The sequence below is a fragment of the Lysobacter sp. M15 genome, from assembly GCF_022662515.1.
In the GTDB taxonomy this organism is placed as follows: Bacteria; Pseudomonadota; Gammaproteobacteria; order Xanthomonadales; family Xanthomonadaceae; genus JAKPBU01.
The window spans coordinates 119,489-133,741 of the sequence record NZ_JAKPBV010000014.1 but is presented as its reverse complement, the minus strand read 5'-3'; the positions used below and the strand labels follow the sequence as shown (position 1 = coordinate 133,741).

Here is a 14,253-nt window from a genome sequence, read left to right as displayed (position 1 = left end):
CTTCCGGAGAGGCATATGCAACCCGCCGCACCGTCTCGTAGCGCCCGCTTCCGCCATTGGTTCCGGACCGAAGCGCGTCCGATCCTGCTCACCCTGGCTTTGCTGATGCTGGCGCGTACGTCGTTCGCCAACCATTACCAGGTCCCGAGCGGCTCGATGGAACCGACGCTGTATCCGGGCGACCAGGTGGCGGTGGACATGAGCGCCTATGGCCTGCGCCTGCCGTACACCGATATCCAGCTGATCCGGCGCGATCGGCCGCAACGCGGCGACGTGGTGGTGTTCAAGTCGCCTGCCGACGGTACACGGCTGATCAAGCGCGTCGCGGCCGTCGCCGGGGACACGGTCGAATTGCGCCAAGGTCGCCTTGCAATCAACGGCAGGCCGCTGTCGTCGGAAGGCACGCCGGATGTCGAGGTCTTCGGCCAGCGCCGCATCCGACTCGGCCTGGAGCTGGGTGGTGGGCCGGACATCGCGCCGACCGTCCTTCCGACAGGCACGCTGCTGGTCCTGGGCGACCATCGCGGCAACAGCGCCGATGGGCGTTACTTCGGGCTGGTCGATGCCGACAGCGTGTACGCACGTGCGGTCGCGGTGTACTGGCGCAGCGGCGAAGGCTTCCTCTGGCAGCGGCTGTAGGTCGGGGCTACGTCCCCGACGCTGCGCAAGGTTTCGACGCGCGGGCCGCGTCCGCCGCGCAGAAACGTCACTTCACCCGATCCTGGCCGACCTCCGCGACATCTCACTCGTCGATCAGTTCACCGCCCGGCAGGAACTGCCAGGTGCGGGTGACATGCAGGATATCGACGTCCTCGGCGGTCTCCGGCAGCGGGGCGAATGGCTCGGACAGCTTGACGATGCGCAGTGCTGCGGCGTCGAGCATGGGAATGCGGCTGGACTGGATCACTTCCGAACGCTCCACGCTGCCGTCGCGTCGGATCGCCACGCTGATCACCAGCAGGCCGCCGATGCGGCGGCGGCGCGCCTCGTCGGGATAGTTGAGGTTGCCCACGCGTTCGACCCGGTCGACCCAGCCGCGCAGGTAGGCGGCGTAGGCATATTCGCGCGTGCTGGCCGAGATGAACTTGCGCTTGGGCCGCTTGGCGTAGCGCTGCGAGCGCAGGTGCACCTCCGCCGCCAGGCGCGCCATGGCGATGTCGTGTTCGATCTTCTGCGCGCCGGGGGGCAGCATGCTCTGCTCGACCCTGGGCCTGGCCCGCGGCACCGGCAGCACGTCGGGGCTGCGCTGGTTGCTGACCACGCGTGCCTGCGGCGGCGGCTGCGGGGCCGGGGATTGCGCGCGTAGCGGCTGCGGGGCGATGCCCTGTTCGGGCTGGGGAATGCGTCCGGCCTGGGCTTCGCGAGGACGCGCGCTGCGGTCGTGCTCGCCGCCGCCCTGGTTGCTGGCCTGGGCCAGGAAGTCGGCCTGCTTGCGGGTCAGCGGACTCTGGGTCTCGGTCAGGATCACGTCCAGGGTCGGCATCACCGGCGCGGCATCCTCCAGCACGAAACCCAGGCCCAGGATCAGCATGCCGTGCACCAGCAGCGACAGCACGAAGGTCGCGCTGAGCCGTTCGGGTTCGCCGATGCGGGGGGCAGGGGGGAGAGCGGCCGTGGTCATGCGTGGGGACGGTCGAAAGCGATCTTGCAAGCGGGAGGCAGCGGGTCGTTCAGGGAGTCACTTCAACATGGCGGCGCGCATGGCCCGCCCGGGGCTAGGCCGACAATGCGGTGCCGGCTCCGACTACTCCGGCGTCCCGCTCGATCGCGTCGAACAGCATTCCGGCGATGTTGATCCCGAACTGCTTGTCGAGTTCGCGGATGCAGGTGGGGCTGGTCACGTTGACCTCGGTCAGGTAGTCGCCGATCACGTCCAGGCCGACGAAGCGCATGCCGCGGCGCTTCATGTCGGGCCCGACCTGGGCCGCGATCCAGCGGTCGCGATCGGTGAGCGGACGCCCCTCGCCGCGCCCGCCAGCAGCCAGGTTGCCGCGGAACTCGTCGCCCTGCGGGATCCGGGCCAGGCAATAGTCGACCGGTTCGCCGTCGATCAGCAGGATGCGCTTGTCCCCGTCGACGATCTCCGGCAGGTAGCGCTGGGCCATGGCCAGGTGACGGCCGCTGCCGGTCAGGGTCTCGAGGATCACATTGGTATTGGGGTCGCCGGCACGGGCGCGGAAGATCGAGCGCCCGCCCATCCCGTCCAGGGTCTTCAGTACCGCGTCGCCGTGGGTGGCGATGAAGGCCTTGATCTGGCCGGCATCGCGGCTGACCAGGGTGGGCGGACAGCACTGCGGGAACTCCAGCGCGGTCAGCTTCTCGTTCATGTCCCGCAGCCCCTGCGGGTCGTTGACCACCAGCGCCCCCTGGCGCTGCGCCACGCCGAGCAGATGGGTGTCGTGCAGGTAGTCGGCATCGACCGGCGGATCCCTGCGCATCAGCACCAGATCCCCTGCGCCCAGCGCACGTTGTGACGGCTGTCCCAGTTCGTACCAACGCTTGGGGTCGTCGAACACGCGCAGCGGCGCGACCGTGGCCTCGGCGCAACCGCCGCGCAGCGTCAGTCCGCCCGGAACCACGTAGTGCAGGCGGTATCCGCGGCGCTGGCCCTCCAACAGCATGGCGAACGTCGAATCCTTGGCGATCCGGATCGACTCGATCGGGTCCATCACCACGATGACATCGACGCTCATGAGAACCATCCGCGGCAGAATGTGACGCATGTTAGCAGGCGTCCGAAGGCGCCCCAACGACGCGCAAGCGCCGCGTTTTTCGTCGATACTCCAGAATGCTTGACACCATCATGGCGTGCTGGAATAAAGCTGTGCTCTGCAGCGGCGCCGGTATGCATGAAGCGCAGCGCATTGGGGGAGAACGCGATGATGCAAGACGACAACCGCACCGGGAGCCTGAACGGTCTCCGGGTGATGGTGATCGACGACTCGAAGACCATCCGCCGCACCGCCGAGACCCTGCTTGCCAAGGAGGGTGCGGAGGTGACCACGGCGGTGGACGGATTCGAGGCGCTGGCGAAGATCGCCGAAACCGCGCCCCAGATCATCTTCGTCGACATCATGATGCCGCGTCTGGACGGGTACCAGACCTGCACGCTGATCAAGAACAACCCGCGTTTCCGCGACACGCCGGTGATCATGCTCTCGTCCAAGGACGGGCTGTTCGACAAGGCGCGCGGGCGCATCGTCGGCTCCGAGCAGTACGTCACCAAACCTTTCACGCGCGAGGAACTCCTCGACGCGGTCCGTAAGCACGTCAACGTCTGATTCGCCTCGGGGGAGAGGCACACCACATGGCACGCATCCTGTTGATCGAGGATTCGCCCACAGATACCGCGGTCCTGACCCAGCTGCTCCAGCGCAACGGGCACCAGGTACTGGCATCGGGCAGCGCCGAGGACGGCATCGAAGTCTGCAAGCGTGAGCTGCCGGACCTGGTGCTGATGGACATCATCCTTCCGGGCATGAACGGCTTCCAGGCTACCCGCGCGCTGTCGCGCGACGAAGCCACCAAGTCGATCCCGGTGCTGATCGTCAGCACCAAGGGCATGGAAACCGACCGTGCCTGGGGCATGCGCCAGGGCGCCAAGGACTACGTGGTCAAGCCGCCGGTGGAGAGCGACCTGATCGGCCGCATCAACGCCCTGCTCAACGCCGCCTGATATGTCGCGCAAGTCCGGCCGCCACGGTTTCACGCAGCCTGCGCCGGCAATGCCGGCCGCGGCGCCGTCGCTGGCCGTGCGCGATCCGTTCGAGGTCCTGCTCGATTACGAACGCAAGAGCCTGGCCCATGTCGTCGGCCTGCCCGAGCAGATCGACGCGCCGGGCCTGTGGCGTGGCGTGGGCTACCGGATCGGTGCGCGGCACCTGGCGTCGGGCTTCGACGAAGTGCTCGAGATCCTGCCGATGCCGCAGGTCACGCCGGTGCCGGGCGCGCAGCCGTGGATGCTGGGCGTGGCCAACGTGCGCGGCAACCTGCTGCCGATCGTCGACCTGAAGCAGTTCCTGGAAGGCGAGCGCACCGTGCTGCACGAGGGCCAGCGCATGCTGATCGTGCGCCAGCCCGGCGGCGACGTGGCGGTGATGGTCGACGAGCTCTACGGCCAGCGCAGCTTCGTCGACGAGCAATCCATCGACGTGGACGGCGCCGAAGCCAAGCCCGAAGTGCCGCTGGCCGACGGGCGCTACGCGCATTTCATCGAACGCGCCTACCGCATCGATGCCAATACCTGGGGCGTGTTCAGCCTGGACCGGCTGTCGCGCACCCCCGAATTCAGACAAGCCGCGGCCTAGCGCCAACGCCCCATAGCACGCACGCAAGAGAGAGCGCAGCATGAGCACGACGATCGACAACATGGCGGGCCGGGCCCGTGGCATCGGCAGCAACGTGTGGATCTGGCTGCTGCTGGCCTCGCTGGTGGTCTTCGCGGCCAACACCTTGTACGCAACCACCAAGGCGGCGCGTTTCGGTGGTGCCAGTACCGCGGCGTCGAGTCTGCAGGTGAACTCGCAGCGCCTGGCCAACCAGGGCCGCGACGCGGTCGAGGGTAATGCCGAGGCGTTCGCCGCGTTCAAGGCCACCAAGCAGCAGATCGACGACGACCTGCGCACGCTCAACGACAACTTCGGCAACAGCGAAGTGGGCGGCCCGATCAAGGCGGTCAACGACCGCTGGGGCACGCTGGGCAGGAACGCCAACCAGCTCATCGCCAGCGAACGCGCGGTGCTCGGCCTGGCCGGCAACGCCGACCGCTTCACCCAGCGCGTGCCGCAGCTGCAGGCGCAGCTGGACGAAGTGGTGCGTGCGATGTCCGCCAGCGGCGCGCCGTCCTCGCAGATCTACATCGCGCTGCGCCAGGTGGTGTTGGCCTCCACCATGGCCCGCCGGGTCGCCGAACTGCGTGCGGGCGGTCCTGCCGCCGCGGGCGCCGGCACCGCGCTGGGCCGCGACATCGGCTTCTTCCAGCAGGTCATGGACGGGCTGCGCCAGGGCGGCACGGGCGAGGCCCAGCGGGTCGGAGGCGCGGCCGTGGCGCCGCTCAACCAGGCCAATACCCTGTGGCTGGAGATGAAGAAGGACGTCGACGCGATCCTCGCCACCTCCACCGACCTGCTCAATGCACAGAGCGCCGCCACCGCGCTGGCCAGCGGCTCCAACCAGCTGCTCGCCGACAGCGAAAACCTGTTCCGCTCGCTGACCGCGTTCGGTTCGCTGCGCGACACCAGCATCGTCGGCGGCGTCTGGGTCAGCATCCTGTCGGGCCTGCTGGTGCTGGTCTCGCTGGTCGGCTTGTACTTCAGCACCCGCCGCGCAGAGCGCGCGCGGTTCCAGTCCACCATGGAACTCAACAACCGCAACCAGGAGGCGATCATGCGCCTGCTGGATGAGATGGGCTCGCTCGCCGAAGGCGACCTCACGGTGAAGGCCACGGTGACCGAGGACATGACCGGCGCCATCGCCGACTCGATCAACTTCGCGGTCGAGCAGCTGCGCAGCCTGGTGCAGACGATCACCGACACCTCGGTGCAGGTCGCATCCAGCGCGCAGGAGACGCAGGCCACCGCCATGCACCTGGCCGAAGCCGCCGAACACCAGGCGCAGGAAATCAATTCGGCTTCCGACCGTATCAGCGAAATCGCGGCGAGCATCGACCAGGTGTCGAAGAACTCCGCCGAGTCCGCCGGCGTGGCCCAGCGCTCGGTGCAGATCGCGACCAAGGGCGCGGGCGTGGTGCGCGAGACGATCGCCGGCATGGACTCGATCCGCGACCAGATCCAGGAAACCTCAAAGCGCATCAAGCGACTGGGCGAAAGCTCGCAGGAAATCGGCTCGATCGTGGAACTGATCAACGACATCTCCGAGCAGACCAACATCCTCGCGTTGAACGCAGCCATCCAGGCCGCCTCGGCGGGCGAGGCGGGCCGCGGCTTCGCGGTGGTGGCGGACGAAGTGCAGCGCCTCGCCGAACGCGCCTCCAACGCCACCAAGCGCATCGAGACGCTGGTGCAGACGATTCAGTCCGACACCAACGAGGCGGTCACCTCGATGGAGCAGACGACCTCGGAAGTGGTCGCCGGTGCGCGCCTGGCCGAGGACGCCGGCACCGCGCTGGGCGAGATCGAAAACGTGTCGACCAACCTCGCCGACCTGATTCAGGGCATTTCCAGCGCCGCCCAGCAGCAGTCCACCGCCGCGTCGAACATCACCTCGGCGATGCACACGATCCAGTCGATCACCGCGCAGACCTCGCAGGGCGCCAACCAGACGGCCGAGTCGATCGGCACGCTGGCGCAGCTCGCCGCCGACCTGCGTCGCTCGGTCGCCGACTTCAAGCTGCCGGCCTGACCGGAACTTTGACGGGATGTCGGGAATGGCTGTCATCGCAGTAGGGTGCGTCGCGTGCACGGTCCGGAGAACGTTCCGATGACCGCGCTGAGCGACGCGATCGATCGCACCGCGCTCGGCTGGGTCAAGCCCGAGCTCGACGCGCTGCTCGCGCAGGCGCGGCGCGAGGTCGAAGCCTTCGCCGATTCCCCGCGCGATGCGGCCGCCATGGCCACCTGCGTGCAGCTGCTGCAGCAGGTGCGCGGCAGCCTGCAGATGCTCGACCTGCAGGCCGGCATCCTGCTGACCGACGAAATGCACCAGCTGGCGCAGGCCCTACAACAGGGTGGCGTGGCCGACGCCGAAGCCGCCAATGCCGCGCTGATGCGCGCCCTGGTGCAGCTGCCCGATTACCTCGAACGCCTGCAGGGCGGTCATCGGGACGTGCCCGTGGTGCTGCTGCCGCTGCTCGACGAGCTGCGCGCCGCGCGCGGCGCCGCCGGCTTCGACGAAGCGCAGCTGGTCGCCATGGCCGGTCCCGAGCCCGCCACCGAATTCGAACTGGCGCACGCGCGCGCCGCCCTGGGCGGACGCAATCGCGCGTTGATGGGCACCGTGTCCGCGGCGGTGAAAGAAGACCTGATGCAGGTCAAGGATGCGCTCGACCTGCATCTGCGTGGCAGCCAGCGCAGCGTCGATACCTTGAAGCCGCATGCCGAAGCGCTCGGCCGTATCGCCGGCACCCTGGCGATGATCGGTCTGGATGGCGCCAGCGCGCGCATCGGTGCGCAGCGCGATGCGCTTGCCGCCATCGCCGACGGCCAGCGTCCGGCCAGCGCGGACGCGCTGCTCGAAATCGCCGGCACCCTGCTGCAGGTGGACGCCTCGCTCGACGAACAGGTCGAGCGCATGGGCAGCCACAACGACGGCGCCGGCAACGAAGCGCTCGCCAGTGAAACGCGTCGGGTCACGGCGGTACTGCTGCAGGAGGCCGCCAACAACATCGCCCGCGTGCGTGAAAGCACGCTCACCGCGATGCTGGACGGCTGGCATCCAGCCGAACTCGCCGAAGTGCCGCGCCTGCTGCACGAGGTCGGCGGCGCCCTGCGCATGCTCGACCAGGCGCATCCGGCGGATCTGGCGACCGGCATCCAGGGCTATGTGCAGTCCGAACTGCTGGGCCGCGAAACCTCGCCCGACGCGAACACGCTCGAGCGCGTCGCCGACGCGGTCAGCAGCCTGGAGATGTATCTCGAAGGCCTGGAAGACGGCGGCCGGCGCGAGGACCTGCTCGACATCACCCGCGCCAGCCTGGCGACGCTGGGCTACTGGCCGCTGCCGAAGTCCGCGGCCGAGGCCACGTTCGGGGAACGTCCCGAGGTCGAAGTGGCGCAGGTCGCCACCGCGCAGACCGTCGCCGCGCAAGACCAGCCCGCCGACACCGCTGCCGCGCCCGCGTCCGAAGCCGCTGCCGTGGTCGAGGAAGTGGTCGCCGCCGTCACGCCGGCCAGCGCCGCCGCCTCCGGTTTCGAACAGACCGGCGATGAGATCGACGACGAGATCCGCGAAGTCTTCCTCGAGGAATTCGAGGAAGAGATCGGCAACCTGGGCCAGCTGCTGCCGGCATGGCGCAGCGAACCGGACAACACCGAACTGCTGCGCCCGATCCGTCGGGTCTTCCACACGCTGAAGGGCAGCGGCCGTCTGGTCGGCGCCAAGCTGCTGGGCGAGTTCAGCTGGAAGATCGAGAACATGCTCAACCGCGTGCTCGACGGCAGCCGGCCGGCTTCGCCGGCGGTCATCGCCCTGGTCGAGCAGGCGCACGCCAGCCTGCCGCAGTTGCACGCGGCCCTGCGCGGTGCAGGCGCGGTCAGCGCCGATCTGGATGGCCTGCAGCAGGTGGCAGATCGCGTTGCCAGCGGCGAGGAAGTCCGTTTCGCCACTGCGGCGGCCGCCACACCGGCGCCGGCGGCCGAGCCAGAGCCAACACCAGAGCCAGAACTAGAACCAGAACAACCCCAAGGTTTCCGGGCCACGGTCGATCCGGTGCTGCTGGAGATCCTCGAAGCCGAAGTCACCGGCCACCTGCAGACGATCGAGCACTGGCTGAGCAAGTCCGCACCGCGCCCTGACGAAACCCTGTTGCGCGCCCTGCACACCAGCAACGGCGCCTTCGCGATGACCGAAGTGCCGGCTATCACCGACACCCTCGGCCAGGCCGAGGCGTACGTGAAGCGCCTGCTCCTGAGCGACCGGCCCGCCCTGCCCGAAGGCGTGGCCGCGCTCGGCGAGGTCGCCGCCACCGTGCGCGAAACCCTGGTCGCGCTGCGCTCGGCCGACCCGCGCGTGTCCGGCACGCCGGAACTGGCCGCGCGGCTGACCGCGCTGCGCGACGCACTGCCCGATCCCACCGCGTTCGACACCCGTGCGCTCGACGCGCTCGGCGCGCAGGACCTGGCCATGCCGGACCTGGTCGAGCCGTTCGAACCCGGTCCGCTGGACGCGCTGCTGCAGGGCCACGCCGGCCTGGCCTCGGATCATGCCGAAGCCGAGCGACTGGCGAGCGAACGTGCCGAAGCGGAACTGCGCGCCACGCAGGCAGCCGAGGCCGCGCTGCTGGAAGCCGAACGCATCGCCTTCGAGCAGGCCGAAGCCAAGCGCCAGGCCGCGGAACAGGCGGAAGCTGCACGCCTCGAAGCCGAACGCCTCGAAGCCGAACGCCTCGAAGCCGAACGCCTCGAAGCCGAACGCCTCGAAGCCGAACGTCTCGAAGCCGAACGTCTCGAAGCCGAACGTCTCGAAGCCGAACGTCTCGAAGCCGAACGTCTCGAAGCCGAACGTCTCGAGGCTGAGCGCGTCGAAGCCGAGCGTCTCGAAGCCGAACGTCTCGAAGCCGAACGTCTCGAAGCTGCACGCCTGGAAGCCGAACGCCTCGCGGCGGAGCGGGCCGAGATGGAACGCCTCGAAGCCGAGCGTCTGGCCGCGGCCAGGAACGAAGCCGAGCGCGCGGAAGCGGAGCGGCTCACCGCCGAACGCATCGAAGCAGAGCGCGTGGAAGCCGAACGTCTCGAAGCCGAGCGCGCCGAAGCGGCACGTCTTGGAGCCGAGCGCCTCGAAGCCGAACGTCTCGAGGCCGAGCGCGTCGAAGCCGAGCGTCTCGAAGCCGAACGCCTCGAAGCCGAACGTGTTGAAGCCGAGCGCATCGAAGCCGAACGCCTTGAAGCAGAACGCCTTGAAGCGGAGCGCCTCGAAGCCGAACGTCTTGAAGCAGAGCGCGTTGAAGCCGAGCGCCTCGAAGCCGAGCGCGTTGAAGCAGAACGTCTCGAAGCCGAACGCGTTGAAGCAGAACGTCTCGAAGCCGAGCGTCTCGAAGCCGAGCGCATCGCGGCCGAGCAGGCCGAAGCCCGCAGGATCGAAGCCGAGCGCATTGCGGCCGAGCAGGCCGAGGCCCGGCGCATCGCCGCCGAGCAGGCCGAAGCCGAGCGCCAGGCGCGCAGGGAGCAGGCCGAAGCCGCGCGCGTCGCCGAACTGCTGGCCAGCGCCGCCGCGTCGGCATCGGCCGAGGATCCCGACGAAGCGCTCGACCTCACCGACCTCGACCCCGAACTGGTCGACCTGTTCGTGGAGGAAGCGCGCGACCTGCTCGACCATTCCGACGGCCTGCTGGCCAAGCTGCGCGACGCGCCCGAAGGGCGCGACACCGTCATCGGTCTGCAGCGCGACCTGCACACCATCAAGGGCGGTGCGCGCATGGCCGGGGTCATGGCCGTGGGCGAGCTGGGCCATGCGATGGAATCGCTGCTCGAGCTGGTCGCCGAGCAGAAGCTGGAGCTGGGTCGCGGCGACATCCCGCTGCTCGAACGCGGCTTCGACCGCCTGCACGGCATGGTCACCCGGGTCGGCGCGCGCCGCGCGATCGGCATGCCGGAAGGGCTGATCGCCGAGTTCGCCGCCCGCGTGCGCGGCGAAACCGTCGGCGCGGATGCGGGCGCGGACAAGCCCAAGTTCGAACTCAAGCCGCTGTCGGCACCGATCGGCACCGGCATGGACCTGGAAGACGAGGAAGTCGGGGTACGCGCCCCGCAGGAACAGGTGCGCATCCGCGCCGACCTGCTCGACCGCCTGGTCAACTACGCGGGCGAAGTGGCGATCTACCGCGCGCGCCTGGAACAGCAGCTGGGCGCGTTCCGCGCGGCCATGTTCGAAATGGAGCAGACCAACGCGCGCCTGCGCGACCAGCTGCGCCGCCTCGACGCTGAAACCGAAGCCCAGATCATCGCCCGCTTCCAGCGCGAACAGGACGTGGCCGATCCCACGTTCGACCCGCTCGAGCTCGACCGCTTCTCCACCCTGCAGCAGCTCTCGCGCGGCCTGGCCGAATCGGCCGCCGACATGGCCAGCCTGCAGGGCACGCTCGACGACCTGACCCGCCAGTACGAAACCCTGCTGCTGCAGCAGTCGCGGGTGAGCTCGGACCTGCAGGAAGGCCTGATGCGCACGCGCATGGTGCCGTTCGACGCGCTGGTGCCGCGCCTGCGCCGGGTGCTGCGCCAGGCCGCCACCGACACCGGCAAGGCCGTGCAGCTCAGGCTCGACAACGCCCAGGGCGAACTCGACCGCAACGTGCTCGAGCGCATGACCGCGCCGCTGGAACACATGCTGCGCAACGCCGTCGCGCATGGCCTGGAATCCCCGGCCGCGCGCAAGCAGGCGAAGAAGGACGAAGAAGGCACGGTGCGCATCGCCGTGCGCCGCGAAGGCTCGGAAGTGGTGCTGGAAGTCGGCGACGACGGCGCCGGCCTGGACCGCACCGCGATCCGGCGCCGCGCCGAGGAGCGCGGCCTGGTGCGCGCGGACGCGGTGCTGGCCGACAGCGACCTGGACATGCTGATCATGGAACCCGGCTTCTCCACCGCCGGCGAGGTCAGCCGCCTGGCCGGCCGCGGCGTGGGCATGGACGTGGTCGCCAGCGAAGTGCGCCAGCTCGGCGGCACGCTCGACATCCACAGCAAGGCGGGCGAGGGCACCACCTTCACCCTGCGCCTGCCGCAGACCCTCGCGGTCACCCAGGCGGTGTTCGTGCGCATCGGCGAAACCAGCTTCGCCGTGCCGATTGCCTCGGTGCGCGGCGTGGGCCGGATCTCGCGCGAGGACCTCGCCAAGCCCGACGCCAGTTACCGCTACGGCGGCGAGGACTACGCACTGCACGACCTGGGCACGCTGCTCGGCCAGGCCCCGGCCCGCGCCGAAGGCCAGGTGCAGATGCCGCTGCTGCTGATCCGCTCGGGCGACCTGCGCGCCGCAGTCAGCATCGACCACGTGATCGGCAACCGCGAAATCGTGGTCAAGCCGGTCGGCCCGCAGGTCGCCTCGATCCCGGGCATCTTCGGCGCCACCATCATGGGCGATGGCCGCGTGGTGGTGATCCTGGACGTCGCGCCGCTGGTGCGCCGCAGCGCCGCGCTGCCGCGCGAGGCCGAACCCGCATCGCAACCCGAGCTGCGCCGCGTGCCGCTGGTGATGGTGGTCGACGACTCCATCACCATGCGCAAGGTCACCGGCCGCGTGCTCGAGCGCCACAACTACGAGGTGATGACGGCAAAGGACGGCATCGACGCGCTCGAACGCATGGACGAACGCGTGCCCGACCTGATGCTGCTCGACATCGAAATGCCGCGCATGGACGGCTACGAACTGGCCACCCAGATGCGCTCGGATCCGCGCCTGCGCGGCGTGCCGATCATCATGATCACCTCGCGCACCGGCGAAAAACACCGCCAGCGCGCGCTGGAGATCGGCGTGCAGCGCTACCTGGGCAAGCCCTACCAGGAGCCCGAACTCATGCGCAACGTCTTCGAACTGCTCGGCACCGGCCCCGAATACAGCCACGAGCAATGACCCGCAGCAACAAGACCCGTTCGCCCTGAGCGCAGGCGCAGAGCGCCGAAGTCGAAGGACAAGAGCCACCAGGAGCAGCACCCCATGACCACGGACACCACCACCCAGGAAATCCGCGGCGTCCTGATCCAGGTCGAGGGCGCGCACCTGCTGCTGCCCAACGCCACGATCTCGGAAGTGCTGTCCTATTCCACGCCCGAGCCGGTCGACAACGCACCGGACTGGCTGCTCGGCCGCCTGCGCTGGCGCGGCTGGCAGGTGCCGCTGGTCTCGTTCTCGCGTCTGTCCGGCACCGCCGAAGAGCACGGCGGCCTGGGCAGCAAGGTCATCATCCTCAAGGCCCTGGGCGGCAATCCCAAGTTCCCGTACTTCGCGCTATTGACCCAGGGCTTCCCGCGCCTGGTCACCGTTTCCCGCGACCGCCTCGCCTTCGACGCCGAGGAACAATCCGGCCTGCCCGAAGCCGTCCAGGCCAGCGTCACCCTCAACGAAGACCTCGCCTGGCTCCCCGACCTGGCCCGCCTGGAAACCATGATCGGCGAGGCGTTGCGCGCTGCGGCTTAAGCCGTTACGCCCCAACATTGCTGGTGTAATCCGTTACGCCGACATTTCAGGGGTCGAATAGGTAGTTAGGCGCCACCATGGAAACAGCCTTCCGAGTACTTGGCGCGTCGCATTTGATCTACGGTTGGCTGCTCTTCGGGGTGCTGACCAATGCCTTGAAAGAGGGCTCCGGTATTGAGCTTCCACGGGCACAGTGGGGTATCAAAACTATGCTGCTGCTAGCCGATATTTCGCTGCTAGCCATCTGTGGTTCCGCCGCTTTATTGCTTGAGCCAAGTGCGTTCGTCTATGCGTGTTTGGCCTTGGTCGTCTCTCTATTGATCGCCTTCTCAGACACAGTCGCGCTGCGTGGACTATCCGCGCTTGCGGACATTTCAGTATCGTTCTACCTTCAAATAGCCGTCAGGGGCGCTGCTGCATTTACACTCTTTATACTTGGGCCATCGGCTGGTGGCGCCTAACAATGCGTTCAAGCCGAAACCGCTTCGTTACGCGCCCCGCATGGCAGATAGAGCTTGCCATGCGGGGCGCTCCACTACGCGGTTCGGCTTAACTTAGGCGTTAGGCGCCAATGCCACATCTCCATCGCCGTACGACCGTTATGCTCGCAATTCTTCTTGGTGTCAGCCAGGCCGGTGCTGCATTTGCGTTTGTTTGGTACCAGCTTGGCGCCATCGACGCAGCTACCTTTCCGCGTGAGGGGCTGCTTGTCCCAGACCCACGTCGCGTGTCATACAGCGTCGCCTGGGCCCGGGTCTACGTTAGCTCTCTAATAGCGTGGGGCGTGTTGTCATTCTTTGCTGCCCGCGGACTAAAGTTGTGGTGTCTAATCACTGCTGCGACTCTAACAGCACTGTCGTTGCCAATTGCTGTACTTGCAGGCGCGCAAGTTGGCGCCTAACAATTCGTTCAAGCCGACGCCGCTTCATTCCGGCACCAGGCATGGCAGGAAAAGCTTGCCATGCCTGCAGCCTGCACTACGCTGCGCGGCTTAACTCAGGCGTTAGGCCTCACAGGGAACATTTCATGAGACTTGGATGGTCAGGCTGGTCAATGGACGTGCCAGAGATCTGGACCGTCACCGATGATCCTGAGTGCTTGACTCTAGAGCTCACCGAGCATGGCGCCCTACAAGCTAGCTCGGCCACAAAAAGCTCCGGCGCTGTCTCTGCTGAAGAGCTGTACGAGTTTGCTGACGGTCAAGAGGAGGATTGGGGGACTCCCGTGCCTGTCACATACGGCGACTTCCAGGGCTTGGTCTGTGCGTACGAGCAAGGTGGATTCATCTGGCGTCGCTGGTTCCTCAGCAATGGATCTACCATCGTCTTCGTGACTTACAACGGCATTCCGCAGGTCGCGCAGCATGAGCTTACGGCCGCCGAGACGATCCTCAGCAGCCTGCGAGTCGAGCGTGAGGCCTAACAATTCATTCAAGCCGACGCCGCTTCGCGG

At 67.8% G+C, this 14,253-nt stretch carries 11 protein-coding genes; 9 read left to right on the top strand and 2 right to left on the bottom strand.

Translation table 11 applies throughout. The features are described from left to right. Nucleotides 1-15 precede the first annotated feature (15 nt). Nucleotides 16-639, top strand: coding sequence for a signal peptidase I (gene lepB / locus MC380_RS14810; protein WP_242165647.1), 624 nt, complete (start codon nucleotides 16-18; stop codon nucleotides 637-639). A 103-nt stretch (nucleotides 640-742) separates the two neighbouring features. Here the strand turns inward: lepB and MC380_RS14805 are convergent, their stop codons facing one another. Further along, nucleotides 743-1,621, bottom strand: a complete 879-nt coding sequence (locus tag MC380_RS14805; RefSeq protein ID WP_242102877.1) for a TonB family protein — start codon at nucleotides 1,619-1,621, stop codon at nucleotides 743-745. A gap of 94 nt (nucleotides 1,622-1,715) precedes the next feature. Further along, nucleotides 1,716-2,693: a glutathione synthase gene (gene gshB, locus MC380_RS14800; protein WP_242102878.1), complete on the bottom strand. Its 978-nt coding sequence runs from the start codon at nucleotides 2,691-2,693 to the stop codon at nucleotides 1,716-1,718. A gap of 186 nt (nucleotides 2,694-2,879) precedes the next feature. Here gshB and pilG point away from each other — a divergent pair, with 186 nt between their 5' ends. From pilG to MC380_RS14760, 8 genes are all read left to right on the top strand, one after another. Next, on the top strand, nucleotides 2,880-3,281 hold the full coding sequence (gene pilG / locus MC380_RS14795) for a twitching motility response regulator PilG (RefSeq protein WP_242102879.1): 402 nt from the start codon (nucleotides 2,880-2,882) through the stop codon (nucleotides 3,279-3,281). 26 nt (nucleotides 3,282-3,307) lie between these two features. Further along, nucleotides 3,308-3,676, top strand: coding sequence for a response regulator (locus MC380_RS14790; protein WP_242102880.1), 369 nt, complete (start codon nucleotides 3,308-3,310; stop codon nucleotides 3,674-3,676). Nucleotides 3,677-3,752: 76 nt separating this feature from the next. Continuing rightward, a complete protein-coding gene (locus MC380_RS14785) occupies nucleotides 3,753-4,307 on the top strand; it encodes a chemotaxis protein CheW (protein WP_242102994.1) in 555 nt (184 codons plus the stop codon). Nucleotides 4,308-4,347: 40 nt separating this feature from the next. Then, complete coding sequence (locus MC380_RS14780) at nucleotides 4,348-6,360, top strand: methyl-accepting chemotaxis protein (protein WP_242102881.1); 2,013 nt, start codon at nucleotides 4,348-4,350, stop codon at nucleotides 6,358-6,360. Nucleotides 6,361-6,438: 78 nt separating this feature from the next. Beyond that, a complete protein-coding gene (locus tag MC380_RS14775; RefSeq protein ID WP_242165645.1) occupies nucleotides 6,439-12,237 on the top strand; it encodes a response regulator in 5,799 nt (1,932 codons plus the stop codon). A gap of 84 nt (nucleotides 12,238-12,321) precedes the next feature. Next, the gene (locus MC380_RS14770; protein ID WP_242102883.1) at nucleotides 12,322-12,801 is read left to right on the top strand and encodes a chemotaxis protein CheW; all 480 of its coding nucleotides are present in this window, start codon (nucleotides 12,322-12,324) and stop codon (nucleotides 12,799-12,801) included. Between the two features lie 77 nt (nucleotides 12,802-12,878). Beyond that, nucleotides 12,879-13,262 carry a hypothetical protein gene (locus tag MC380_RS14765; protein ID WP_242165643.1) on the top strand — a complete coding sequence of 128 codons (384 nt, stop codon included), beginning with the start codon at nucleotides 12,879-12,881 and terminating at the stop codon, nucleotides 13,260-13,262. Between the two features lie 565 nt (nucleotides 13,263-13,827). Next, complete coding sequence (locus MC380_RS14760) at nucleotides 13,828-14,223, top strand: hypothetical protein (RefSeq protein ID WP_242165641.1); 396 nt, start codon at nucleotides 13,828-13,830, stop codon at nucleotides 14,221-14,223. Nucleotides 14,224-14,253 lie beyond the last annotated feature (30 nt).